Origin of the sequence: Chitinophaga sp. CC14, assembly GCF_048957795.1 — a bacterium.
GTDB lineage: Bacteria > Bacteroidota > Bacteroidia > Chitinophagales > Chitinophagaceae > Chitinophaga > Chitinophaga ginsengisegetis.
Map to the genome: position 1 here is coordinate 860,895 of NZ_JARBFY010000003.1, position 25,611 is coordinate 886,505.

The window sequence follows — 25,611 nt, forward strand, 5'->3', positions numbered from 1 at the left end:
GTGGATTTTACCAGTTTATCGGAAATCTTTTACAAAAAATGGTGTTCCAAAGATTTAAGCATTCCGCTAAATCCATCGCCCTGAGCTCTACCGCTATAGTTGCTCTTAAAAGATCGGCTTCAATTTTGACCAGGATGTTTTGCTTTTGTATTTCCGAATTACATGGTTTAATATATCCACTGATACCTACGGGATCTTTTACATTTTCCAAATTAGTATCGTAGAGCAGTTGAAGTATCGCTTTGAAATCGATGTCATAGATCATGTAATCCTGAGATTTGGCATATTTAGCTATACACAATTCAAGATAATAGGAATTGATGGGTACCAGGTAATAATATTTCCAGGCTTTTAGTAGTCGTATCATTTTTCGAACCATTCCGTCCCTTGGAATATCGATGGCATCCAGATAGTCTTGTTGGGCTTTAGGTGATATATATGTCCATACTCCTTCTGGATTTAAAATGGAATAGTAAGGTTTCATTCCCAGGGTGGTCTGCATGTACCCCTTGAATATGGCTGGAAAGATCTGGACGGTTTCGAAAGGAGTGTTTCCCAATGGAATTTTTACACAGCATTTGTTGTTATAAATACCTTTTATTCCAGGGAATTTGCCTTTTAGAACATTTTTAAGTTCAGCTATCGCGTCAGCAGGAGACCAGGGAAAAATTTTTTCCGGACAGACCGCTAATAAGTCCCTGCTGCTGTACCCTCTAATTGTTGTCAGTTCCCGCGCGAAAGAACCTGCTTCGCACAGTTCCAAAAAAGAGAATGATCGTTGCAGGCAAGAGAAAATTGCGCCCATCTGGAAGGAAACCAGTTCCTTCTCTGATTCAAAGGGGATTAAATTTGTTAAGAAGGTGTCAAAGCAATTCTTTAATATTTTTTCCATATTTGGATATTGAGTTTAATCATTTACTATTGGCAGGTTAGGGTTATGGTGGTAATAGAATGGTCTTTTTTAGTTAATAACTGTTGAGTAGCTAGGTAGTGATCAGAGGAATACTTTATAGTTCGCATTTCTGTTCTAGGCTATGTTCAATTAATTGCTTCGATAAATCGGATTGACTTCACCTAACAAAAATGGGGGCTGTAAACGCTTTCTGTTTTATTTTGATAAAACAGATGGTGTAGGTAATACATTATCCTTGATATTAGGTGGTCGGTTACCGTTAAATTTCCATCAATGAAGGAGCGCAGGACATCGCGATGGAATTTGGGCTACGATAATACCTCTTTTGCTCCATCCGGACATGATAAGCTATCGGTTTTGACTATTTTATGGATTTTGCGCCAATTCAATTATGGATATCTGTCATCGTTCTGTTGGCGTAATTAGGACGTTTAATTCCTCAAGGCTGGTATCCGGCAATTTTCCAATATTGCTTTGTATGAATATTGCATGGATTTATGGTGCTTCAAGCTGCACCGCCACCTCTGCAGTCAGGCAAATCTTAATGTCCCCAGCTACAAAGACTTCGGCAAAGAAATTTCCGTCTTTAGAATGGTCGAAAGTTCCTAAGATAAGTATGGGTATTGTGCCCTTAATTCTCGACATTGATTTTATCCGAAGAATAGTGGCCCCCTTCGCTGAATGTACCCAAATGGTATTGCCTCCCGGTGAAAGTTCCATTGCTTCTGCTGGAATAGATATCAGGCTTTCACGATTTGGAAAGGTCGCAACTTCCATTTGCTGATCCCTAAAAACGATAGCTTCAAGGGTTAGAATGTCAGCATGACAAACCGGGTTGCGGCAGTCCTTTTCTGTAATGATAATCTTATTTTCTGCTATCAGAAGTAGCAAAACTTTTCTTTCTTCTGATATAACCTGAAGGGTATTGTCACCTGGTTGAAACAGAATTGCTTTGACTGGAATTGTCAGCATACAATGGAATGATAGATGGAAGTTTTATTGTTATACCCGGGGATCAGTCGCCACCGCTTATTCCGCATTCGTAATACAATTTTCGTTTTCCTCATTACCCTGATCTGTTACAACGAGTTCAATAGGAATACATCATCCTTTTTTTCTTCGATTATTTTCAGCATAAGCTCTCCTATTTTGACCTTCCCTGGTTGCTACTATTTTAAAGGCAATCATTGGATAATATTAGGGGCGCTGATTAATTTACTCAGCCTCAATTTTCTGTTGAGATCTCTGGCTTTGAGTGGGCTTAGTTCTCAATTTTTTCAAAGTGAAAGATTTCCCCCTGGCTATTTACTCCTTCAACCACTATTTGTATGCGCGTTGGTTTTGCCCATGGCAGGATAAATCTTAATTCCTTTTCATGAAAGTAAGGCAACCATAGGAGGGTGGTCCTGTCTGGCGTTTTCCATTCCTGGGGCCGGTCATATCCTTTTACTTTTAAGCTTAGAAGATTTCCCGCAATAGGTCTGAAGTCCTTGCCTTTCCTTCTATAGACACAAATCATGGCCGATGGAGCGTTATCAGAGCCATATGGGTCTTTTAAATTAGGATGAATATCGTCCTCAATGTCAGATACCATTCGAATATATCTGTCATCATCCACAAAATCCTCTATTACTTTGACATAGGCTAGATCATTGATATATAGCTTATTAAGCTCTCTCCAGTTTATCAATTGCTCGTCTAGGTAAAAAACAACAGGATGGCCTTTAAAGGTGGGAGGCTTGATACCAAAAATATTTGAGCCGAACCAAGGCAATTCGAGATTAAGGTAATCCAGTATAGAATAATTATATTTATTGGCATGTATAAGATCAAAACTGAAATGTGCCGGCCAGGAGAACCGGCCAGTTGCATACCGGTTGTCTATGGCCTTTTTATAGGCCGCGATCACCATTACAGGTTTTAAATATTTTAAGGTATCCAGAGTAGGAAGCAATAAGTTGGGGGGATCGTATAGGGTGTTTTCCTGATAGTCTTCCTGGCCGGGCGGCTGGAAAGCTGGATAGCAGGGTTGATTTAGCGTAAGTAGTATGTTGCTTAGTTTGTCACCAGTGTAACCGTTGAGCATATAGTTGAGGTAACTGCTATCGAAAAAAATTAAGCCCGAAAAGGTTAGTTTTCCCGTTGTGTCAATAGAAACCAGGTTGACTTTATTTAGCGAATCCTTGCCTAATACAATTACAAGCTCGTGGTCTCTAATAGGCCCTTTTTTGCCTGTGGTACTATTCACTATGCCCTGGTAAGATAAAAAAGCCGTATCGGTAGGTTTAGGCAGCCCTGGTGGTCTGAGGGAATTTGTGATACTGGCCATTTCCAGGTTTTCAGGCTGGCAGGTGACAGAAAGAGAATAATTCCAGTCAGTGGTATCTCTTATTTTCAAAACGTAGGCGCCAGTATCTTTTATCAGATCAATTGGAATGCTGCGGCAGGGAACGAGTATTTCCTGTTTGTCGATAATGGTGTCATTACAGAGGAAAATCAAACTTACAAATCCATGAAAACGTATTAATGAGCTATCTGGCACCACGATAATATTTTTTTGTCTACTATTTAGCTCAAAGTTGTAGCGGGCCACAAGTTGATCATAGCACTTCACGAGGATTTCTATCTTTTTACTTTGGTATTTACATTTGCTATCGGGAAAAAGTGTACAGGAAATATGTCCTTTTGAGTATGAGCTGGTAATAAGTAGTCCCGGCAGATCTGAAAATGCCATTGACTGATTTGTCTTAAACAGACTTCTGGTAGATATCTGGTTTTCGGCATTTCTGACCGTCAGTGACTGTATAAAGAAATTTGAATTTCGTGTATAGGCTCTAAGCCAGTATTGTCCCTGTTGGCAGGGAACTGGCAATTGCCCCATACTCATAGCTTCTATTACCGGAAAGCTGGTCCTGGTGACAAGATTGTCCTGCTGGTTATATACCTCTACGTATAAGTTGGTGCTGACTGCTGCCGGCAGGTTCTTTATAAAAAAATATGCTCTGAACCAGCAGGTATCACCTGGATAGGCAATGGTTTTATCCAGATGCAGATGAATGCTCTCGGTTTGCCCGCTACTAGTGAGCCAGAAAAGACCCAGAAAGAATGCTACCGGAATTATTTTCATGGTGGATATTTTGAGGCCATTGGAGCTGGTTATTTCCTACTACTGATTATGATGGTAAAGGTCTTTTCATGGCAATTGGGCAGCTATGCTTACTGCAGCACTCTTTCAAAGTGAAATGTCTCCCCATACTTGTTTACCCCTTCGGCTATCAGGGTTACTTGCCCTTGGGGGCCAGGAACGGGGAATTTATACTCGCTGGCTGTAATGAAAGGGGCCCAGAGCAGGGTTGTCCGGTCCGGGTATTGCCAGGTAAGGGGCTTATCATATCCCCGAATAGGCAGTTTTTGGAGATTTCCACTTATTGTTCTCAGATCCTTACCCTTTCGGGTATATATACAGATCATGGCGGCGGGGGCACTGTCCCTTCCCCCTGGATTTTTTAGGGTAGGTACCGCGTCGCTGCCAATTTCTGAAATGCTCCGAGTATAGGGGCTGTCGTCTGGGAAATCCTCTATGACTTTTACATAGGCCAGATCACTAATGCGTAGAAAAGTTAGCTCTCGCCAGTTTACTACCTGCTCGTCCAGGTAGAATGTCACGGATTTACCTTTAAAGGACGGGACACTGTTTGGCGTCGGCAGTAACATAAACCATGGAAGTTCGACATTTAAGTAATCCATGATGGTCATGTTGAACTTGTCTATGTGAATCAGGTCGAACTTAAAGTGCGCCGGCCATGAGAATCTGCCGGTGGTATATCTTTCATCCAGTGCCTTTTTATAGGATGCGGATACAATCACAGGTTTTAGATATTTTAGGGAATCAAGTTTTGGAAGCTGAAAGGTGGCAGGGATATATAGGGTGTCAAGGCTATAATCCTCTGGCTGTGGAGGGTGAAACTGCGGGGTGCTTTCCTGGGTAATTTCGAGCTTAATGTCACTTAGTCTATCGCCAGGGTAGCCGTTGAGCATATAATTTAAATAGGCCGTATCGTAAAAATACATACCGGAAAATGTTATCTCTCCCAGATGACCAATTGGTACCAGCGTTGTTTTAGTGGCCGAATCTTTTTCTATCATCACAACCAGCTCCTGATCCTTTACAATATCTCTTTTTTTAGTCGTATTAATTACCCTTCCTGAATAATTAAGCCAGTTGGAATCTGGATAGCCATTTGTCAGGTATGGGGAAAGGCAATCATTTATTGATTGATTTGCCTGCCTGGGGCCCCGTACAACGGCTATGGCAAAATTCCAGTTTGAGCTGTCTAGGATATGAAAGGTGTAAAATCCCGTATCGCGCGTAAGTTCGACAGCAATTTCACGGCATGGGATATATACCTGTTGGCTTATAACCAGCGTATCACGGTGATAAAAATCAAGGTTTATATAACCATGTACATATCCTTTCAGACTATCTGAAGAAATTAGGATGTTTCTTTGGCGGTTACTGATTTTAAAATCATAGTTTCCGATTTGAGCGCCATAGTAATTCAGTTTGAGCCTTAGAGACTCACCCAAATATTTGCTTTCTTTTTCCGGATAAATGGTGCAGGAAATGCCCTTTGAGGTAAAGATGGTGTTAAACAGCAGGCCGGGGGCTGAGGAAAGGGCAGGGATGGTATTCTGGTGATACAAGTTCCTGGTAACAACCAAGCCATCAATTGCGCGAATGGTGATTGACCGATAAAAAAGCGGGGAAGTCTTAGTATGTGCGCGTAGCCAATATAGCCCGGCAGTTTTTGGTAACTCGATCTGGCCGATAGTCATGCCATTGACAACGGGTATTCTTTTCATTTTCACCTGATGGCCGCAACTATCGAACAGTTCAACATAGAGGTTATTACTTACGTTACCGGGAAGTGAATTTTTAAAAAGGTAAGCCCTGAACCAGCAGGTGTCCGATGGATAGCAGATTGTCTTATCAAATTGTAAGTACAGGCTTTCAGTTTGAGCTGTGCCAGCATAGCTTAAGGAACAAAAAAATGAAAGCGTCAAAAGGAAATTCCTGAGGTTGGTAGGTTCCATAAAATACTTACAAAGTTTGCAGATATAAGCGTTAGGGGTCAGCAAATAAAATTCCATAGGGAGGCAGATTAGAGAGGATTTAAAACGGGAGATCAGGCCCGGCAATTAAATCATAAATATTTATGAGCATGTGGCAGGGACCGGAGTAATTGGGTTTCTCACTGTCAAATAAGCACCTTTTATCCAGTCCCCACCACTTATTCAATTTCTGCTTTATATTGGTGTGGTTATAAAGAGCATTCCTACGTTTTTTGACCTCATTTTTTATGCTGCCAATCGGGTCGATTTTGTAGTGATTGCCGACATTACTGATATTTGATAAGAACCTTTTAAAGGTCGTGTTTTATAATGTACCAATATCAATTTTTACAATTTATTGAACGGACGCCAGATTTATCGGGATTAAACCCGGCAAATAGCTTTATCGAATCTGGCTGATTGATCCTGTGCAGCCTAAACTTCTTGTTTCAAAAATGGAACGGTGCCCGTTTTGGGAAAAGTGAAAGGAGGGAATGTATATTGCGTCCTGGCTTATTTGGCTGGTAAAAGTTTCCGGACTACGACGGTTACAGGATCCACTCTAGCATTGACAATAGTAAAAGCCCCCTTGAAGGTGGTCGTCTCGTCTTGAATTCAGGTTTATGTCAATGTTAAAAAACGTAGCAGTGTAAAAAGTGGTTATTATGAAATTGAGACCAGGCCATTTCGGCTAACATTAATTTTAATAAGTGCGGGAATCTATCTATCTTGGCAGCGTAAGGAAATGCCATCATTTTACCTGATGTGTTGATCAACATTTTTTTAGTTGATATCTTACTTCTTTACCTTTCCTAATAGAATTTCCCTTTTCATTTTTGTCGCGCTGAATTAATATTAACCAATAGACTGGCATTTGATGCGGTAGGTTTTATCTATACTAATATCCTTTGAAGGTGAATTTCTAAACGTTGGTTATGTGTTCCGAATACCTAGTTTCCCAGGCTCTGATCGAGGATTTCCACGCTGGAAAGGAGATTGCATTTTGTGCAATCACCGAAAGGTTCTATGCCACTGTTTATACCTTCGCCACGAATATGTTAGGAGACAAGGAGGAGGCAAAGGACATTGCACAGGATTTGTTTATCAAGCTTTGGCTTAAGCGATCAGACTTTGATTCAATTGGAAATATTAAGGCATTTCTTCTCGTTTCCTGCAGAAATGCCTGTCTGAATTATCTGCGGTTTTCAATGCGTAAGAAGAAAAACGAGAAAAGAGTTACTGAATCGATTTATGCCCTTATAACGCTCGATGACGAGCTTGATGAAATGTTACGCTATACCATACGGAAATATTTGGAAAGTCTCCCAGATCGACAGAAACAGGCCTTAAAACTCATTTTCTTTAATGGTCTTAAGCCTCGTGAGGTTGCTGATAAAATGGGTATTACAGTAGATGGGGTGAAAAAACTTCGTATGAGTGGGCTTGCTAAATTCCGCGAAATTTTCAACTCTGCAACTTCCCCAATTGCACTTTTTCTTCTTTCCCTACTTATTTACGCTCTTCTTCGTAAATAATTGTATTCCAGCGAAATATGGATATTCATATTTAAGGTTTCAAAAAAGTTGATAAATAGTTCAACTTTTTACTCCCGATTTTTTAAGTGTGGTTGTTTATATAGAAACCAGGATGGTGTTTCTAAGGGTTTCTATTTATTGGCTTATAATGAATTTTCTACGAAATGGGGAAGCTAACTGTTGAACAAATAAACGATCTCACGTTTAAGTATGTTATCCGGGTCATAACGGATGAGGAAAAGGCCATTCTTGACGAGTGGCTGGACGAAGTACCTGGCCGAAGAAAAAAATGGGAAGAAAGGGTCAAATTAAAATCCATCATACAAGATCAGATATTAATGGAAGAAGGCCAGCAGCTTGCTAAACAGTTGCAAATGCCTGGTGCTGAACAGGAAGCTGCTCATCTTGGTGACAGATACAGATCCCGAAAAATTTGGAAGTGGCTTGCTGGTGCGGCTGCCGCGATATTAATTTTTGCGATAGGGTATAACTATCAGGCATCTCGTTTAGTGCAAACCTCTATTACCCCTAGTTCCGCTGTCCCTGTTGATCTGCCACCGGGTGGCAACAGGGCAGTTTTAATTTTGGCTGATGGGCGCCGCATTACTCTCGATAGTGCAAGGGCTGGGGCGATTGCTAACCAGGCCGGCAGTCAAGTCATTCAATCAGATTCGGGGATGCTTACCTATCAGCCTGAAACTACGGGTGCAGCTCTTGGCAATACCTATAATACGGTAATTACTCCGGCCGGCGGCCAGTATAAGGTGGTGTTGCCTGATGGTACAGTTGTATGGATGAATGCTGCCTCGACAATACGCTTCCCCACCACCTTTAAAGGGAAAACCCGGGATGTGGAAATGTCCGGAGAAGTTTATTTCGAAGTTGCCGCTAATGCCAGCCACCCTTTTGTAGTCAGATCTGGGGATGTTAAAGTGCAGGTGCTGGGTACTCATTTCAATTTAATGGCCTACCCGGAAGAAAAGAGCCGGCAGGCTACCCTTCTGGAAGGGGCCATCATAGTTTCCACCCAGAAAGGGCAGGAAACCAAATTACGTCCAGGACAACAGGCAATAATTACCACCAATATTTTGGTTCAGCAAGCCGATACTTCGCAGGTAATAGCCTGGAAGGACGGCTTCTTCATATTTAATGGGGAAGATATCGAAACCGTGATGCGGACGATTGGAAGGTGGTATGATGTAAATATTGAGGTTTCAGGTCCCGAATCTTTCCGCTCATCGCAGATTACGGCCAGGCTAAGTCGAAAGAAAAGCGCCGGTGATCTGATCGAAGTACTTCGGGCCAGCGGCTTTAAAGTAAAATTGGAGGCACCAAAGACTTTAAAGGTCTATCCATAAGTTAGTTCGTATCCATATTCGGTCCGGTCAGTTCAAATTCAAGGGGAAAGCCCGGTTGCAGCTACAGAGAGAAATATAATCGGGTTTTCTCCTCCCTTTTGCAATTTTGACCATTAAAAAATTACCGCATAATTCAGGCAAAAAATGTGAAGTTTTTGTCTTCCTGCCGCAAAAAGAATAGTTATTAACGACAAGCCACTGCCAATGAAAAAGCGTTTCTAATTTTCACCTGACCTTAGCTTTTTCAAAATTAAGGGACGGCATTTAAACCAAAGCAATTGCCAGCATAACAAAAAGCCGGCCCCCGGTAGGACGGGGAAACCGGCAATGTTATGAGGCAAATTTAACAACCTGTCAAGACCGTTTTTTTACACTCACAAACACAATTTATGCAAAAAATCGTGCATGGGCAATCCTTTTGTGGAATGTCCAGACAAACCAATTTTCTCGGCATGAAACTGACCCTCCTTTTGCTCGTCGCATTTTTCCAGGTGAATGCAAAATTGCATAGCCAGGGAAAAATAACGCTTTCAGTTAAAAATGCCCCCCTTCAAAGTGTATTGCAAGAGGTGTCCCGCCAGGCGGGAATGGAACTTTTCTTTCACAAAGAAATTCAAGGAATAACTAAGGAGGTATCAATCATCTGCAAGGATTTACCACTGGACCAGGCCCTTGAATTGTGTTTAAAAGACCAGCCATTCGGCTTCATTGTGGCCAAAAATACTATCATTATTAAGGAAAAGGGGCCTGGGCAAGTGCCTGCCCCACCTGGCTTAAATGGCGATATTACAGGACGGGTCGTCAATGATAAAAATGAGCCCGTTGTTGGGGCATCCATCTTTGTCAAAGGCACCAAAAGATCTACAATATCCGATGAGACAGGTACATTTAAATTAACTGATATTGAGCCTGATGCCGTACTTACTTTTACAAGCGTTGGTTATTATGACACTGCTGTTGCTCTTGGAGGAAAGCAGGTGGTTTTTGTGCGGTTAAAGATAAAGATTGCCCAGCTTGGGGAGGCTGTAGTATCCGTTTCCAACGGATACCAACAGATACCACCTGCTGGCGCTTCAGGGTCTTTTGCATTTGTGGATAATCAGTTATTTAACCGGAGGGTGGCCCCTGATGTGTTGAGCAGGTTGGAAGGGAACGTCCCTGGCCTTCTAGTAAACAGGAACGTTTCACTATCCGGAAACAAAAATGGGATAGACATAAGCATAAGGGGCTACAGTACACTCTACGCGAATGCCCAACCATTGCTTGTCGTGGATGGATTTCCTTATGATGGCAATATTGCCAGCATCAATCCTAACGATATTGAAAATATCACGGTGTTGAAGGATGCTGCAGCCGCCTCCATATGGGGGGTACAATCCGGCAACGGGGTAATCGTCATTACTACCAAGAAAGGAAAGAGAAATCAGCCCATGCAGGTGGAAGCCAATGTTAATTTGACTGTCTCTGAAAAACCGGATTTGAATTATTCCCCTAATTTTTTAAACTCAAAAGATTTTATTGGCCTTGAGAAGTATGCTTTTGGCTACGGTTACTATGACAATCTTTTGACTGATCCCCATGAATTTCCGGTATCACCGGTAGTGCAATTGCTGGCTGATGAGCGCAGCGGTGTTATCTCAGCCGCGACAGCGGATGCGAAAATTGCTGCCCTTCAGTCAAATGATATCCGTCGGGACTTATCAAAGTATTTTTATCAAAAGCCGATTCTTCAGCAATACAATATAAACTTCAGGGGTGGGGGGCTTAACAATGACTATGCCTTTTCCCTTGGATACGATAAGGGACGGGACGCCTTAGTTGGAAATAATTCGGACCGGATTACCCTAAATAGCATGCTGAATTTTTACCCGGTGAAAAATTTAATATTGACCGCTGGAACTAACATTGTTCAATCTTCTGGCAGGTCAAATAGCCCTGTTGGAAACATAAATACAGGTGGACAGTACTTGGGTAATATCTATCCTTATGCATCTGTGGTAAATCCAGATGGGAGCCCTGCGGCGATTGTTAAAGACTATAATTATTCATGGATAACAGATCCGGTTTCCCAAGCCGGATTATTAAACTGGCAATTTAAGCCCATGGATGAGTTAAAATTTGCGGATAATACCTCCAAACTTACCGACATAAGACTACTTTTCGGTGCAAAATACACTATCATAAAAGGATTGTCCGCTGAAATCAAATACCAATATGAGAAGACCCTAACATCTTCGAAGAATTATTATAGTGATTCCACATACTATGCAAGAAATCTAATTAACCTGTTTACTAATCTGTCAGGACAAAATATTTATCCCATCCCTGTTGGAGGTATATTAAACCAGTCAAGTTCTGAACTTAATTCTCATCGTTTACGGGGGCAGTTAAATTATACTGTGACCCCTTCCTCCGATCATTATATTTCCGCCATTCTGGGAGCTGAAATCAGCCAATCGATAGCAAATAATACTTCTCCAGGTACTACTTATGGGTATAGTGCTGATAATGGCACCTATCAAAATGTGGATTACGTTGACTATTTTCCGCTGATCCCTTCTCAGAATAGTGCTCAAATACCAAATTCTGTACAATACAGTGTGATAACCAACAGGTATATTTCCTATTATGCCAATGGCTCCTATTTGTTTAAAAACCGCTATTTACTAACGGCCAGCGGAAGGATCGATAAGTCGAACCTATTTGGAGTAAATACAAACCAGAAATCTGTTCCGCTGTATTCAGTGGGTGCAGGATGGGATTTTAGTAAGGAGGCCTTCTATCATCTGGCTATCCTGCCATATAGTAAAATAAGAGCCAGTTATGGCTATACCGGCAATATAAATAAAAATGTTGCTGCCGTTACAACCATTACGCAAATTAGTACGTCTTACTATACCGGTCAGCCATATGCGTCCATTCAAGCCGCTGGAAATCCTGACCTACGGTGGGAGAAACAAAGAATGATAAACTGTGGATACGATTTTGCTTCAAAAAATGACGTTCTTTCCGGTAGCTTTGAATACTACCTCAAAAAAGGCCTTAATCTGTTTGGTAACTCGCCGCTGGCGCCATCAACCGGTCTTTCCAGTTTCTTTGGGAATACTGCCGATACGAAAGGTCATGGTTGGGATATCACCCTTAATTACCGGGTGTTAAGGAACAAGGCCTTGGGCTGGACTGCTTCCTTTTTGTTTAGTTACGCTATTGACAAGGTCGTCAAATATGATGTACAGTCTACAACGGACAGTTATTTAAATGCTGGGGCAAATGCTGGTACCATCACACCAACTCCTGGGAAGCCTATATTTTCGATATTTAGTTTCCAATCAGGACCGCTGACCCATAATACGGGTGATCCGCAAGGCTATATAAATGGTAAGCTTAGTACTGATTATAACACCATAATTGGTAAGACCTCCTTTGATAGTTTGGTATTTTACGGTGCTGCTCGACCTACGACCTTTGGATCATTAAGAAATACTTTTACGTACAAAAATTTCTCCTTATCAGCCAATATTATTTGTAAGCTGGGATATTATTTTAGAAGGCCCTCGATTTCCTATAACGGATTATTTCAAGGGTGGCTGGTCAACAAGGATTATTCCAAAAGGTGGCAGAATCCGGGAGATGAAACCAAGACAAATGTTCCATCCATGCCTGTTCCGACTTCACTGGATCCTAACAGGGATATTTTTTATAAATATTCTCAAGCCCTGGTTGATAAAGGTGATCATATCCGGCTTCAGGATATCTCCCTTAGCTATGACTGGGATTTGTCAAAGGTCTTTAATAATAGCATCAAAAGAGTTCAGTTTTATTTTTACGTGAGTAATCTTGGTATCCTGTGGAAAGCAAATAAAGACGGTTTGGATCCGGATTTAGCACCTGGCTCGTATCCTAATCCACGTAGTTATTCAATTGGCCTTAAAACAAATTTCTAAAAGGAACAAATTACAGTTATCATGAAAACAAATATTGTCGTTATACTCGTTTTTTTAGGGGTTATCTCAGGTTGCAAAAAGCAGGATGATTTTCTTGCGGCTGTGCCCAACAATTCGCTGACTATCCCTAAATCAGTTGGTGATCTTCAGAAGTTACTGCTGAACGAAAGCGTTCTTAATCGGTTTGAGCCGTCATTAGGATTGGTATCAGGAGATGAATATACAGCGCTGCCGGCACTGTATAACGCCGTTGAAATTACCCAGCAGAATGCCTATAAGTGGTCCTCGGTAATATATCCTGGAAATTACCAATTATCGGACTGGAATACCCCTTATAGTCAGATGTTAATTGCCAATACAGTCCTGGATGCCATTCCAACAATTATATTAAAAGAGGGTGAGCAAGGAGCAATGAACACAGTAAAGGGAACTGCTTTATTTTTCAGGGCAAAAGCGATTTACAACCTTGTTGAAATATTTGCTGTCCCTTACGATTCTGTCACAGCAAGGACCGATTTGGGAATACCGATGAGACTAAGTTCAAATTTGAATATAAAATCTGTTCGGTCAAGTGTTCAGGATTGTTATGATCAGGTGGCGGCGGATCTGAACGCAGCAATTACCTTATTGCCTCCATCCACTACGCTGTTTACCCAGCCCAGTAGCGCAGTTGCAAGCGGATTTCTTGCCAGGGTATATCTTTCGATAGGAAAGTACGACTTAGCATTTTCAAATGCTGATGCATTCTTGCATCGATACGGTACCCTTACTGATTTCAATACTTTATCGCCGGTGGGAAATTCTCTTTCATCTGATTATTTGAGCGAGGACATATTCCATGCCGTGATGAATAAATATTTTATTTCTAACGGCCCGAGCGCCCTGATAGATTCCAACATTGTAAAAAGTTTCGATGCAAACGATCTAAGAAGCAAATTGTTTTTCCATGACTATGGCAAGGGTGGACGCACATTTATAGGCACCTTTGATGTGCAAAACTTTGGATTTTATTGTGGAATAGCGGTAGGTGAAATGTATTTGATCCGGGCTGAATGCGAGGCCAGGATGGGGAAAATTGCAGATGCAATGGCCGATCTTAATACATTGCTTTTAAACAGGTATGTGACCGGAACCCTTATTCCCCTTCAGGCGACCACCGCGGATCAGGCCCTCTCAATAATCTTGCAGGAACGCAAAAAAGAGCTTCTCTATAGAGGTGTTTACTGGACGGATCTTCGCCGGTTAAATAAAGATCCAAAATATGCCAAAACGCTGACCCGTATAGTAAAGGGAACCTCTTACCAATTGCCGCCGAATGATCCTAAATATGCTTTACCTATTCCGGATCTGGAAGTTCAGCTCAGTGGTATACAACAAAACCCTCGGTGAATAATTATGGTCCAAATAAAAGTCAAGCAGAATAACTTATGGCCCGGGTTATCGCCTCCTAAGTGCCAGGTCCGCTACCTTCAAACTCTATTTAATAATTATAAAAGCATTTTATGTGTGAATTCGATTTCGGCTTTTGCAGTACTAATTCTCCCCAGGAAAGTTTACAGGAGATCAGAATTGAAATTACGGAGGAAATTTCCGATAGAAAAACGGAACAGACAACGGTGAAAAAACTGGAAATTAATGGTACCTCTTCGAAGGTCAAGCTTGATTATAAATTCAATAAAATCGAACTATCAAGTTAACTGGCAATCAAAAATTAAATTTTTTAAAATGAAACGTTTTGTACTTGTCATACTTCTACTGGCGGCTATGGTTGTTAATGGGTACCGGGGCGACGAGAGCCTGATTAACAGTGCTAGGATCCGGGTTAAGGTGCCTTTTAAAGGGGCTAATGAAAAAATGGTATTACTAACCTTTCGTGAAGGACATGCCTTCAGTGAATATGCGCGTAAAGTGGATACTATTAATTTGATTAATGGGTATGCTATGGTGATGGTTCCCATCTCCAACTATCAAACATTTATAGATATTGTGTTTCCTGGTCATTCTCTTAACTATCAGTTATATAAAGTTGAACCTAGAGATAACATCACGATTGAGGAAATAAATGGTCAAACTTATATGAGTGGTTCTGGATCCAAGAAACATTTGATGTACATACGTCTGCGAAGTATGATCAAGTCATGTGATAGGGCGTGGTCAACGATGGCTGAGTATGTGAACTATTTGCCTAAGTTGGATTCATTACGGGGCAAAGCGTTACGCGTACTTGCTGACAGTGGTGACAGCCTTCCCAAATATGTGCAGAGACAGTTGGCAGAGGATATTGTTTGCGGGGCAGAGATCACCAAGCGCAATGCTTTGCTTTTTGTTGGCGAACATGAGGACAGGGTGTTAATGGAAAAAGAATTCCCTAAATTGAGGCAGTATTTTAACATGGATTATGAGAAAAATATAAAAGGCAAATTTCTTATACCCGGAAAAACCAATGCACAATACTTTGGTAATTACGTTTTCTACACCTACAAAGTTGACTCTTGCTTCTTAAAGGGAAAAGATTACGATTTAAAACAGGCTTACAATTACCTTATTAATAATTTTAATGGTTATGCGCGTGAGCGCCTTTTGGCACTTTTAACGGTTAATAACCGTCATTCCGGAAATGCAAAGAACTTCCCTGAAATGGTTGACCTTGCGGCAAGCTATATTCATGATAGTAAAATGATAGAAGTAATTGACTATGTAAAAAGGACAAGTTTAGGCGGGGTTACGGTTAGTAATTATTCGTTCGTTGATACTACTGGAAAGCAGGTGCGAATTTCAGACTTCGCTGGAAAGGTGGTGGTGTTGGATTTTTGGTATAATGGCTGTGGTAACTGTCGGGAAATTAAACCGGTTCTTGAAAAGGTGGAAGAGGAATACCAGTCAAAGAATGTTGTTTTTCTCGCTATCAATATTGATGCTCGTCGTGACAGGTGGTTAAAAGGAATCTATGGAGGCTCCTATACGAGTCCACTGAGTGTTCAACTTAATACAAACGGTAATGGTGAAAATGATAAAATAATAAAAGATTTGAGTATTAACGGTTATCCAACAGTATTGTTAATAGGTAAAAATGGAATTTTACTTAACTCGGCTAAGGACGTAAGAACAGATTCGGGAAAAGATTTAAAGGAAAGAATTGAAGCGGGGCTGACGGAATAAATACATTAGAATTATAGGAAAATAAATGCCAATCATTTCTGATTGGCATTTATGCGTCAAACGATTAACGGAACGTACCCGGGATTCTCTTGTACAACTTTGAATTAGAAGTTGGGGTTGCTTGTAAGGCTGTTGGTAATACTTGCGCAACAGGAGAATAACCGTTAATGGTATGGATTGTGCAGAACTGTGTGGATGCAACACAATTATACAGGTTCGGGTCAGGTTTAACTTTTGACCAGGTGAAGCCTCCATTGCCATCGGTAACACCATAGTAGGTTGTTCCATTAAAGTGAGCGGGTTTGGTAGCAAATGCGCTTCCCAGACCTACTAAGGCGACCAGTGCCATTAATCCATACTTTGAATTTTTCATAAAAAAACGTTTAAAGTTAAAAAAAATACACCCTTTTTAACAGGTAGATGATTTAACCTGCTTTCATGCGCATGAAATATTTTAAATTGTTTCTTTCTATAATTGTTGACTAACTATGGAATTCGTTTGTAAATTCGATGTGTAGTGCTGGTTGGTGTTGCCTGGGTTGCAGAAGGGGTTACGTTGCATACAGGCATATAGCCGCCTATGGTAACGATTGTGCAATAGCCTCCACTGCAAACATCACAAAAGAAAAAGGCCGGATCGGGTTTTGTTTTTACCCAACAAAAGGAACAATTTCCCAACCCAGAAGTAACGGCATAATAAGTAGTTCCGTTAAATTGTTGTGGCTTGGTGGCATAGGCCCCTCCGATTCCTATAAGTGCGCACGTTGCCAATAGCATTTTATTTAGATTTTTCATATAAAATGTTTTTAGGGGTCAAATATGAATGTGAATGTATATGGCATGTTTGGTATTGGTTGGTGTAGCCTGACTTGCAGTGGGTTCAACATTGGCTATGGGCGAATACCCATTTATTGTATGAATGGTGCAATAGCTGAAAAAGAAAGGTAGACATGCGTATATGTCGATGTCGGGATGGATGTTAGTCCAAACAAATCCACCGGCTCCGTCGGTAACGGCATAATATGTTGTGCCATTAAAATGGGGCTTTGAGCCATAGGCTGTACCGATGCCAATAAGGGCAGATGCTGCAAGGAGTAAGGTTTTAATCTTTTTCATGATGGTTAATTTAAAAAGTCAAGACCAGGGAATTTTTTATATAATGAATGGTTTCCGTTTTGTTTTTCCTGTGAAGTGGTAGGGGCTGGTTATTTACAGATATAAAACCTCCGAGGGTGTTAATAGTGCAATGAGCAGAGGTTACTACACAAATAAACAAGTTTGGGCTAGGACGTGTCCTTGTCCAGGCAAAACCGCCGGTTCCATCTGTCACTCCATAATAGATAGTTCCCGAATTTATAATTTTTGAACTGTAGGCGGCACCAATACCCATCATCGTAGGTACGGTAAGCAGAATTGTCTTTAACCTTTTCATAGTCATTAGTTGCAATTAAGTACCTGGTAACCTTTTGTACAAACAATGCCGGGTACTACTTGGGATCGCCTGTTTCAAATCTGGTACCTGATTGTTTACAGGTATAAAGTCGTTGATAGCATGGATGGTTGCATAACCTAATCCAGGCATTGACGTATAAAACTGTCTTTCAGGAGCTATTTTTGTCCAATAAAAACCTCCGGCGCCGTCTGTTATTCCATAGTAAGTCGATCCGGACAATTTTGCATCAAAGGAAAATATCGTTGGAAGCAATACTAAAAGTGATGATCTGGTCAATAAGTTTTGTTTCATGTTGTTTAGCAATGTTGTTTTAGACTTTTGATGTTTAAGCAATTTTCAAGGTTGCTGTTTATAAGTCCGATTCCAGTTTAGGGTGGGCGTAGCCTCAGAAGGGCTCGGAACGTAATTATCGACTGGAACAAATCCTCCTCTTGTTATTATTGTACAATAGGCTCTTCCTGTAGCACACCAATATATGTTCGGATCTGGTCTTATAGTTGACCAATGGAAACCTCCCACCCCGTCCGATATTGCATAATAGGTTGTACCTGTAAATAGTCTTGGCCTGCGGGCATATGCCGCAATCAGAGCTGATAACGCCGCCGTTAATAGAATAACCGATCTAGCAATTTTCATCAATAAGGGTTTTATGGTAATCTCTAAACTGAAAGCTGGGTAGGATTATAGCCTCGCTTATTATCTGTTGAAGATGGCAAGATTATTCCAACAATTCCGAGCAGAACAAAAAATAAGTTAAAAATCAGGTGCTGTTGCCAGGAAAGTTGTTTTATAACACCTCCACATGAACACGGAACGTATCTAAAGAAATGCAAGAGTACAATACCAATGTAAAGGGTGAAAGCTGTCATTAATGCTGTTGATAAATATATACCAAGCCTCCAGAATTTTTCCTTAAAAAGCAATACCGAGATGGCTATCTCCGAGGCAGGGACCAAGAACATAAGGGCATATCTTATCCATTGTGGAAACGGTTGTTTTTCCATGGAGTCTTTAAATCCTTCTGGATCGAAAATCTTACTAAAACTTGCATAAATAAAAAGTAGGATAAATAGCATCCTGATAATTAAAAGGGCTGAGTCTCGTTTCATAAACTTTATATTAATAAATTATCAATTATGTTTTGCGGTCGTAAATAATTTAAAAGGAAATACCAAATGCCGCTATTGCCTGACATAAAATCTGCAGTCGGAAGGTTTGAATTGACGGTCAGCCAGTAGATAAAATCTAGTTTAGATCCTTGAACAAATGAGTGGCAATAGACCTGGGCAATATGCTCTGCCCTGTTTTTCCATTCAATTTCCTTAAAAACCCGATATGCATGGAGATACACCATTCCAATACCGGCATTCCCTGTCATCAGGCTGTTATTGGGACTTAAAAGGCTAGGGTTAATTCCCGTGAGTACGGTAGTGGCGATCTGTTTGTATATCTTCGATCCAAGAACCTCATATGCTCGAATGAAAACATATGCAATACCCGCGTCGCCTATGTCTACAAATGGATCTGAAAGTTTAGTCTTATCACTTATCGTCCAAGTTGCAATCCCATGTATATTTGCTGCTGCTGATTGAAGCCATCCAAGGCCCTTTATGGCCGGCTTTAGTGCTGACTCATTTCCACAAAAGGCGTAATACTTTAGTAAAAAGTAAATTACGCCGGCAGCACCATGAGAAAATCCAGCGAGCTTTAGCTTAATTCCGGGATATTTAGGATTTGTAGCAATCCATGAGCCGTCATTTTCCTGGCCTTCTGTGATTTTTTTAAAGCAAATTGATAAAGAAGTCGCCACCCAATCGGGATCCAATAAATCTCTACACGCCATTAATGAAAGACCGTACCCGGCAAGTCCATTGCCGATCTCAAAGTTTGATGGAACCCTTTCGAGATTCTTCCCTATAAGTTCTATCAAGGCTACATCTGCTATTATCAATCGGCTTTTTATGGACTCAGATAGGGCGACTGCTGTGCCGTTTGTCCCAAGGTAAAGACCGGGCGTGGGTATGGATGTTTTATTCTGTGGTTGTTGTATTAAATATTCTATATTCTCTTTTACTTCATTGTCTATAGCGGATAAAGATAGATTTTCCCTTACAGCCCTTGCCATTACAAATAGCACCCCTGCTATTCCGGAGTAAAACCCCGTGTGTTCCCCTGTTTCTGAGGATGGATTAGCCACATAATGATAATGGGATTGTGGACGGGAGAACCAGATCATGTTTTCTGCGGCTAATATTCCGGTTTTATAAGCATTAATATGTTTCTGAATTATTTTTTCAATTGCCTCCTTCCCTAATGTAGTGCTTTGAACCGGGCTATTAATGTTTCTAATCCGATGGCGGTATTTTAGCACCTTCTGATTAACCATTTCCATAGATGGTCGTTCCTTCTTATCTTTTGAAGTACATTCCAAAATGAGGTGACATATTTCCTCATCACCAATAAAAAAGTACAAATTGTTAAATAGTAAGTTTTTATCTTCAACGCTAAATTTATAGGGATTAAGCCCTGTTAGAAAACATATGATTACTGCACCTATTGCATAAACATCTTGTTCAATGGTGGGCTTTTGCATATTTTCCTGCTCCGGAGACATAAATCCAGGAGTTCCAAAAGTGTATGGTGGCTTTCGCCCGAAAAGGCCTGGGTGATAGCATAACTCAAGATCGATAAGATAGATTTTACCGGAGGCATCCAGAATAAAATTAGGTGGCGTTATATCTCTATGAATGAATCCTTTGCTGTGAAAAGCCATGACTAACTCGATAACCTGGCATAAGTGAGCTAATACTTCCTCTTTAACCACAAGAGGCAGCGCTTGCCAGGTCCGATTCGAAAATCTAGCATGAAGGTAGTCGTGTATTTGAATACCCTCTATGTATTGCATTGCAAAGAAATGGTTTCCTTTTAATTCAAAATATCCCAGGACTTTGGGAATTGGAAGCTCGGTGGCCAGCAGCTTATGGACCAAAATCTGCCACTCTAGCCTGTCTTTTATTGTTCGGTCGGCGCCGTCAAGGCTCATTTCTTTTTTGCCCTCTTTAATTATGCAGAGTTCAAATTGCAGTTGCCACCATTTTTTTAAGTATATAGCCTTTAAAACATTACCTTTTATATCTGACTTAATTATTTGAATAGGAATGAATCTTTTGTTAAGGATTCGTTTTAGTCTATTTTTTTTAGGTAATGGGAAGGGAAACGGCCAACTTTCTCCGTTTGGGTAGCTGAAAGGAACATTCAATTGTTGATCAAAGTGCACATATACCAGGCCGCCCAGATTAGTGTCTGTTGGCACATCCGGTCCTCTCAGGTCAAGGGTAAGATTGACAAGGAGCTGGGCAGCAATTCCTGCCTCTGCTGCATTTTGTGGGTATACCACAATTACCTTTCCTAATTTTAGATAGCCATATTCGTTGCCTAAAAGGTTAGAGGCTATTTCGGCATTTTGGGGTATAGAGAATGCCCATCTGTTTTGTTTCAATTCCGGTAAAATTCTGTCAAGGCAGGATCTAAGTTGGGTCACAATCACAGGGATGTCAATGACCCAGTTATTTGGACTTTGATTGCCGACTGAATAATAAATGCCTTCTTCATTATATGTTAGTCCATAGGAACGAAGTAGGGGAGCAAAATCCTCATTGAAATGAAGATCCCGCTCTATTTCAGGGTCTATTGTTATTGTTTCATTATGACTTAAGTCAGGATGCATAGTTTACATCAGTTTGGGTTTGTGGTCGGGTAGAGGATATTGCTTTATTCTTAAATATAGAGGCTATTTTCCTCGCTCTATAATACAGCTTTTCCTTATTCAATCGCCATTTCAGCAGAAATGGGGAATTCATTCTAATCCATACTGCGTCTTTTTCGGTAAAAACATTATTTTCTATTTCGAGATGGATAAGAGACTTATATAACTGTTTCGCTTTCTTTTTCTCACCACTGTGATAACAGCATAAATAGTAATAGAATAATAGTTTCCAGTAATATAGTGAGTCATCACGGTATCCTATCGAGGTATCAAGTCTTTTGTTTAGGAAAAAGTGATAATAGCAAAACCAGGAATATTGATTTGCCGTTATCCATTCTTTTTGGTCCATATAATAAACAATTATCTGGGAGAGTGTCTCTGCTCGGCCTAAAAGGTGGTTAAATGCCTGCAGGTAATAGTGCTTCCGATCAGGCCAGCAATCACTAATATGTTCTAGGTTATCACCGAGCTTTCGTAAAAGCAGGAAATATACTTCTCTGCTATCCGGTTTCATCTTCAATGCCTGAATGTAGTAATCATGGGCCTTCTCATATAATTCCCTTGCTTTAGAGCGGTCATTGCAATATCCAGCCGCTGTGCTGAAGCTGTCACCGATAAAATACTTTGTCCTGAATAGGGGTTGGCTTTCTCCGTCGTATTCTACTAGTAAAGAAGCATAGTTCAGGTATTTTTGTACTAGATTGCCTTTCCAAGATGCCCCTCCCGGGTTTACCTTTATCCTGATTGTAGGAAGATTTGTTCTTACCATTGCCAAACCTGGCAAGGATAGAAATTCATGGACCGGGCTTTGCCAAAAGAAAGGAAGATCGAGGCGAAAAACCGTTTCTCGGCAAAAGGATTCGTGGCCGGTAATGTGGCGAACCATGTAGCACTGGTCAGATAATGATTGCTTTACAAAATCTTTTTCGATTTCGAAAGTTTCGTCACAGTCTGCGGTGATTGCCCAGGTTTTATTCATCGACCAATTCTTGTCTTCAACTTTTTGCCTAAGCATTTGTAGTGCGTAGTTTCTCGAATTACAAAAATTATCAAAATCTCTTGTGAAAATAAATGTTGGGATATTATGTTGCTTGCCAAAACTTTCGGTAATAGCTATGGAGTTATCTGTAGATCCTGTATCGACTCCTACAATCATATCAACAAATGGCAGGAGCGAAGAAAGCATTCTTTGCAAAATATGAGCTTCGTTTTTGCAGATGAAATTTAATACGATTCTTTTCATTGCTGGAAGGCTTTCTGATTTTTATAAATATTTTGCAATTGCTCTTCGGAAAACTCCTCTGGATGGCGCTGACTATATATCCATAATTCATTGAATGTTTCTGCTGCCTCCTGGTTGTTTCCAAGTTTGGCGCAAATGGAAAAATGGTAGTTCAGCGTCTTCCAGTTATAATAGCTTGGATCTGCGAACCACTTCATGGTAGCGGGGGAATATTTTCCGTAAAATTGTTCCTTTGCTATGGTAGAATACATGTAGGCTATGCCTAGATCTCCTCTTTCTTTATGGTGTTGGACAATATATTTATAGGCTTCCCCCCTAACCTGGTTATATTGTCCTGCTTTAATAAGGGCCTCTTCCACTTGCTGCCAGGGCAGTTGGAGTTGTTCCATGACCAATGCTAGTTGCCATTGGGCAAAGTAATGCACATCGCTGACGGTTACATGATCACTCTGAAAATCTAAATAATTATTCAACGAACATTGAAGAATTTCTTTAACCAGAAAGCCTTGATCGCAATAATTTGCGGCCTGCTGGCAGAAGTACGCAGGGAATAGGTATTGTAATAGTTTGGGCGTGGAAGTATTGGGTATTTCCTGGTTGCAAAGCCTTGCAAATTCAACGAATTTTTGACTTTCAACAACAATAAGGAAGATTGTATCTGGGAGAGTCGCCGGCAGAAGAGACTTGTAGGATGTTGCAAAGTCTATTGGAGAAGCGGAAGACTTCCCTGTGTCCAATATGGACATGGATAAGGTTTTAAACATGCGATTGTTTTATAAATGTGTACGTTGAATTCTCTCTTATATCTTGCTTTACCCTCTATAACTCGATGAAAGAAACCGAAAAGAAACTCGTCGCGATATAACAATGACATTTTGGGTTCTGTTATACGAAATTGCCAACCTCAGATCTTTCATTAACCTTAATTGATCAAGTAATATTCCTTCGGAAATTTACTGACTTCTGGTACAGAGGATTGGTGTTCTAGTGCTTTTGGCCCTATCATTTCATTTGCCCTTTTTATATTTTAAATCATAGCTGTTTTAGTCTATTGGCCCGGTGGGGAAATAGTCTTTGTAAATTGCCTTTTTTAAAAGAGTAATAAACTGCTAATCAGAGAAGCATACCTGGTGGCGGCCTTTACCTGGGCATGAACCTTATGCCTTGATTTCTGCCAGGAAGGGCCGCCTGCCGGGTTGTATATATGGGATTGCTAATAATGCAGAGGCTAGTCCAAAATTTGAATGTTCCAGTTTTGAAAACCTGTACTGACCGGTTTGGTGTCCCCTATTCGTTTATATATGCAAGGTAGGGTAGGGTAATAACAGGATCAAGAGAAAAAGTAACATAATCGGGGAATATTTTTGTAGTATTTTTTCCTACGTTTTTATAAATGGTTCTCTTTACGGGATATCTCCTCCCTGTATTTTCTTGGTGTAACGCCGTACCTTGCTTTGAACAGCCTGCTGAAGTGGTGGGAGTGGCTAAAGCCATTTCTGGTAGCTATAGAGGCGATAGATAATTTGAAATCTAAAAGGTCCTGGGTTGCTTTATCCAATCGGACTTTCAATAGATAGTTATGGATACTTTCCCCGGTAATGGCCTGAACCACGATCCTGAGCGTTTTAATATCCATTCGGAATTCTTCTGCCAGGCCATGTGCGCTTATGTGTTCCTTGTACTTGGTATCTATATAGGAGATAGCCTTTTTTGCCTGGTTGTATTCGAGGGGGGTATAAATACCGTTGATGGGCATAACAGGATTGGTCTATAATTAGAAATAAGGTTTAATTACCAACCTGGGCCTCAACAGAATATTGCTGCGTATAACTCATAAATATAGCGCCTTTTGAACGAAGACCCTGAAATTTGATGTTCTATACATGGATTTCTGTATAATCAGCGTAAGGAATTCTTTTACCGGCTTTATCGATGTTAAGAATTTCGTAACTTTTGGTTATGAAATTGATGGATAGTACCTTTTGTGTTCTTGATGCTGCTGAGAAATCGGATTGGAAATTCTTTATCCATGGATTTATAGAGGATACGGCGCGGGCTGCAAAGCAAAAGTTGAGAGTGCTATTTAAGAGGGGATATATTTCTGCCAACAAGTATGTTGAGCTATCCATTGATTTTAATGCCGAGCGTTTATTTTTAAAAGGACTGCCGCTAGAGACCATTGCTGACTATATAGAAATATTCATTCTTTCATGGATATATTTTGATGCCGTCCTGGATTATAATCCCTTCCTGCCGGCTTTTGCCGCTCTTGCCAACATAGACATTAGGGTATTTGAGAACTAGATCCTGGGGCCCGGCATGTGCCAATGCCAGACTTTTTTACATCAGTTTTTTCTCTTTCTAAATAGTTTAAAGTAATGTTTATAGGTGGAAACACTTAGTGTTTCTTTACGCTATTACCTATAATTTGTCATTATCTCAATTGCCATTTCGGGCATTTTATTAATCTTTACCGCTGCACCCTATCGACCAGGAAAATAAATCCCGATGATAAAACAACAATTTGAGCAATCCTTACTGGTAAAATTGAACCTCGGAGATCTATCTGTGCTGCCTTCTCTATATGAAACTGTACACTCGGGTCTATATAGACTTTCCAGTGAGCTACTTGTGAACAAGCCCGCTGTCGATAGGGTAGTCTTTAATGGGTTTGTTGATTTTTGGCTTCGTGGTCCGGCTTACAGAGATTTAGATCATTGCATGAACAAAACGGTGTTATACAATTGTCAACGCCTGCTGAAGAGCACATTTGAAAACTGGCCGGTTTGGTGGACGGACAAAATTGAAGTAAATCAAGGTGAACTTTTTAAAGAAAATGTAGAGCTGGAAGAGTTGAGCCGCAGAATCTGCGAAGGTTTTACTTTGCCTGCGGATATTATAAGAAGGATATGTATTGATCACTACATTAGAATGCAATCGAACCGTCAAATTTCACGCAGGTATAAGGTTGAAAAAGACGTAGTACTGCGAAACAAAAAGACTATAATTGAATTATTGAGTTTAACAAAAGCAGTTTCCCGGGGTCGGCATATTTCCTCTGTGGCAATAACAGGCAGCTAGGTTGTGGGATAGGCAGAGACATTTATTACCTGGTAAAATTTTTTTGA

Annotated in this window: 20 protein-coding genes; 7 read left to right on the forward strand and 13 right to left on the reverse strand. The window is 40.6% G+C overall.

The genetic code is table 11. The annotated features are described in order from the left end of the window. Positions 1-7: 7 nt before the first annotated feature. The 4 genes from PV783_RS13595 to PV783_RS13610 all read right to left on the reverse strand — a co-directional run bounded on the left by PV783_RS13595 (position 8) and on the right by PV783_RS13610 (position 6,064). Positions 8-892: a hypothetical protein gene (locus tag PV783_RS13595; RefSeq protein ID WP_420988363.1), complete on the reverse strand. Its 885-nt coding sequence runs from the start codon at positions 890-892 to the stop codon at positions 8-10. A gap of 516 nt (positions 893-1,408) precedes the next feature. Continuing rightward, positions 1,409-1,885 (reverse strand): hypothetical protein, encoded by a 477-nt coding sequence (locus PV783_RS13600; protein WP_420988364.1) that lies wholly within the window; start codon positions 1,883-1,885, stop codon positions 1,409-1,411. A 289-nt stretch (positions 1,886-2,174) separates the two neighbouring features. Continuing rightward, a complete protein-coding gene (locus tag PV783_RS13605; RefSeq protein ID WP_420988365.1) occupies positions 2,175-4,040 on the reverse strand; it encodes a hypothetical protein in 1,866 nt (621 codons plus the stop codon). Between the two features lie 89 nt (positions 4,041-4,129). Further along, positions 4,130-6,064 carry a hypothetical protein gene (locus PV783_RS13610; protein ID WP_420988366.1) on the reverse strand — a complete coding sequence of 645 codons (1,935 nt, stop codon included), beginning with the start codon at positions 6,062-6,064 and terminating at the stop codon, positions 4,130-4,132. A gap of 896 nt (positions 6,065-6,960) precedes the next feature. Between PV783_RS13610 and PV783_RS13615 the strand changes: the two genes are divergently transcribed. The 5 genes from PV783_RS13615 (at position 6,961) to PV783_RS13635 (ending at position 16,021) form a co-directional block, all read left to right on the forward strand. Continuing rightward, the gene (locus PV783_RS13615) at positions 6,961-7,560 is read left to right on the forward strand and encodes an RNA polymerase sigma factor (RefSeq protein ID WP_420988367.1); all 600 of its coding nucleotides are present in this window, start codon (positions 6,961-6,963) and stop codon (positions 7,558-7,560) included. Between the two features lie 164 nt (positions 7,561-7,724). Next, positions 7,725-8,918 carry a FecR family protein gene (locus PV783_RS13620; RefSeq protein ID WP_420988368.1) on the forward strand — a complete coding sequence of 398 codons (1,194 nt, stop codon included), beginning with the start codon at positions 7,725-7,727 and terminating at the stop codon, positions 8,916-8,918. Between the two features lie 389 nt (positions 8,919-9,307). Next, a complete protein-coding gene (locus PV783_RS13625) occupies positions 9,308-12,862 on the forward strand; it encodes a SusC/RagA family TonB-linked outer membrane protein (protein WP_420988369.1) in 3,555 nt (1,184 codons plus the stop codon). 21 nt (positions 12,863-12,883) lie between these two features. Further along, entirely contained in the window at positions 12,884-14,251 is a 1,368-nt protein-coding gene (locus PV783_RS13630; protein WP_420988370.1) for a RagB/SusD family nutrient uptake outer membrane protein, read from the forward strand. 336 nt (positions 14,252-14,587) lie between these two features. Beyond that, positions 14,588-16,021 (forward strand): TlpA family protein disulfide reductase, encoded by a 1,434-nt coding sequence (locus PV783_RS13635; protein WP_420988371.1) that lies wholly within the window; start codon positions 14,588-14,590, stop codon positions 16,019-16,021. A gap of 64 nt (positions 16,022-16,085) precedes the next feature. On the opposite strand, the gene PV783_RS13640 is transcribed toward PV783_RS13635, so the two are convergent. From PV783_RS13640 to PV783_RS13680, 9 genes are all read right to left on the reverse strand, one after another. Beyond that, entirely contained in the window at positions 16,086-16,394 is a 309-nt protein-coding gene (locus PV783_RS13640; RefSeq protein WP_420988372.1) for a hypothetical protein, read from the reverse strand. A gap of 113 nt (positions 16,395-16,507) precedes the next feature. Then, positions 16,508-16,816 carry a hypothetical protein gene (locus PV783_RS13645; protein ID WP_420988373.1) on the reverse strand — a complete coding sequence of 103 codons (309 nt, stop codon included), beginning with the start codon at positions 16,814-16,816 and terminating at the stop codon, positions 16,508-16,510. Positions 16,817-16,834: 18 nt separating this feature from the next. Next, on the reverse strand, positions 16,835-17,137 hold the full coding sequence (locus PV783_RS13650; protein WP_420988374.1) for a hypothetical protein: 303 nt from the start codon (positions 17,135-17,137) through the stop codon (positions 16,835-16,837). Between the two features lie 331 nt (positions 17,138-17,468). Continuing rightward, the gene (locus tag PV783_RS13655) at positions 17,469-17,765 is read right to left on the reverse strand and encodes a hypothetical protein (protein WP_420988375.1); all 297 of its coding nucleotides are present in this window, start codon (positions 17,763-17,765) and stop codon (positions 17,469-17,471) included. A gap of 368 nt (positions 17,766-18,133) precedes the next feature. Beyond that, complete coding sequence (locus PV783_RS13660; protein ID WP_420988376.1) at positions 18,134-18,583, reverse strand: MauE/DoxX family redox-associated membrane protein; 450 nt, start codon at positions 18,581-18,583, stop codon at positions 18,134-18,136. Positions 18,584-18,588: 5 nt separating this feature from the next. Further along, positions 18,589-21,201 (reverse strand): lanthionine synthetase LanC family protein, encoded by a 2,613-nt coding sequence (locus PV783_RS13665; RefSeq protein ID WP_420988377.1) that lies wholly within the window; start codon positions 21,199-21,201, stop codon positions 18,589-18,591. Further along, positions 21,191-22,483: a tetratricopeptide repeat-containing glycosyltransferase gene (locus PV783_RS13670; RefSeq protein WP_420988378.1), complete on the reverse strand. Its 1,293-nt coding sequence runs from the start codon at positions 22,481-22,483 to the stop codon at positions 21,191-21,193. Before PV783_RS13670 ends, PV783_RS13665 begins: the two co-directional genes overlap by 11 nt. Then, on the reverse strand, positions 22,480-23,247 hold the full coding sequence (locus PV783_RS13675; RefSeq protein WP_420988379.1) for a hypothetical protein: 768 nt from the start codon (positions 23,245-23,247) through the stop codon (positions 22,480-22,482). Before PV783_RS13675 ends, PV783_RS13670 begins: the two co-directional genes overlap by 4 nt. A 623-nt stretch (positions 23,248-23,870) precedes the next feature. Continuing rightward, positions 23,871-24,239 (reverse strand): helix-turn-helix transcriptional regulator, encoded by a 369-nt coding sequence (locus PV783_RS13680; RefSeq protein ID WP_420988380.1) that lies wholly within the window; start codon positions 24,237-24,239, stop codon positions 23,871-23,873. 203 nt (positions 24,240-24,442) lie between these two features. On the opposite strand from PV783_RS13680, the gene PV783_RS13685 reads away from it, so the two are divergent. Further along, the gene (locus PV783_RS13685) at positions 24,443-24,787 is read left to right on the forward strand and encodes a hypothetical protein (RefSeq protein WP_420988381.1); all 345 of its coding nucleotides are present in this window, start codon (positions 24,443-24,445) and stop codon (positions 24,785-24,787) included. Between the two features lie 204 nt (positions 24,788-24,991). After that, on the forward strand, positions 24,992-25,564 hold the full coding sequence (locus tag PV783_RS13690; RefSeq protein WP_420988382.1) for a hypothetical protein: 573 nt from the start codon (positions 24,992-24,994) through the stop codon (positions 25,562-25,564). The last annotated feature ends 47 nt before the right edge of the window (positions 25,565-25,611 follow it).

Coding starts and splice junctions, on each gene's coding strand:
- PV783_RS13595 (WP_420988363.1), bottom strand. CDS start 892: ATGGAAAAAATATTAAAGAATTGCTTTGACACCTTCTTAACAAATTTA.
- PV783_RS13600 (WP_420988364.1), bottom strand. CDS start 1,885: ATGCTGACAATTCCAGTCAAAGCAATTCTGTTTCAACCAGGTGACAAT.
- PV783_RS13605 (WP_420988365.1), bottom strand. CDS start 4,040: ATGAAAATAATTCCGGTAGCATTCTTTCTGGGTCTTTTCTGGCTCACT.
- PV783_RS13610 (WP_420988366.1), bottom strand. CDS start 6,064: ATGGAATTTTATTTGCTGACCCCTAACGCTTATATCTGCAAACTTTGT.
- PV783_RS13615 (WP_420988367.1), top strand. CDS start 6,961: ATGTGTTCCGAATACCTAGTTTCCCAGGCTCTGATCGAGGATTTCCAC.
- PV783_RS13620 (WP_420988368.1), top strand. CDS start 7,725: ATGGGGAAGCTAACTGTTGAACAAATAAACGATCTCACGTTTAAGTAT.
- PV783_RS13625 (WP_420988369.1), top strand. CDS start 9,308: ATGCAAAAAATCGTGCATGGGCAATCCTTTTGTGGAATGTCCAGACAA.
- PV783_RS13630 (WP_420988370.1), top strand. CDS start 12,884: ATGAAAACAAATATTGTCGTTATACTCGTTTTTTTAGGGGTTATCTCA.
- PV783_RS13635 (WP_420988371.1), top strand. CDS start 14,588: ATGAAACGTTTTGTACTTGTCATACTTCTACTGGCGGCTATGGTTGTT.
- PV783_RS13640 (WP_420988372.1), bottom strand. CDS start 16,394: ATGAAAAATTCAAAGTATGGATTAATGGCACTGGTCGCCTTAGTAGGT.
- PV783_RS13645 (WP_420988373.1), bottom strand. CDS start 16,816: ATGAAAAATCTAAATAAAATGCTATTGGCAACGTGCGCACTTATAGGA.
- PV783_RS13650 (WP_420988374.1), bottom strand. CDS start 17,137: ATGAAAAAGATTAAAACCTTACTCCTTGCAGCATCTGCCCTTATTGGC.
- PV783_RS13655 (WP_420988375.1), bottom strand. CDS start 17,765: ATGAAACAAAACTTATTGACCAGATCATCACTTTTAGTATTGCTTCCA.
- PV783_RS13660 (WP_420988376.1), bottom strand. CDS start 18,583: ATGAAACGAGACTCAGCCCTTTTAATTATCAGGATGCTATTTATCCTA.
- PV783_RS13665 (WP_420988377.1), bottom strand. CDS start 21,201: ATGCATCCTGACTTAAGTCATAATGAAACAATAACAATAGACCCTGAA.
- PV783_RS13670 (WP_420988378.1), bottom strand. CDS start 22,483: ATGAAAAGAATCGTATTAAATTTCATCTGCAAAAACGAAGCTCATATT.
- PV783_RS13675 (WP_420988379.1), bottom strand. CDS start 23,247: ATGTTTAAAACCTTATCCATGTCCATATTGGACACAGGGAAGTCTTCC.
- PV783_RS13680 (WP_420988380.1), bottom strand. CDS start 24,239: ATGCCCATCAACGGTATTTATACCCCCCTCGAATACAACCAGGCAAAA.
- PV783_RS13685 (WP_420988381.1), top strand. CDS start 24,443: ATGAAATTGATGGATAGTACCTTTTGTGTTCTTGATGCTGCTGAGAAA.
- PV783_RS13690 (WP_420988382.1), top strand. CDS start 24,992: ATGATAAAACAACAATTTGAGCAATCCTTACTGGTAAAATTGAACCTC.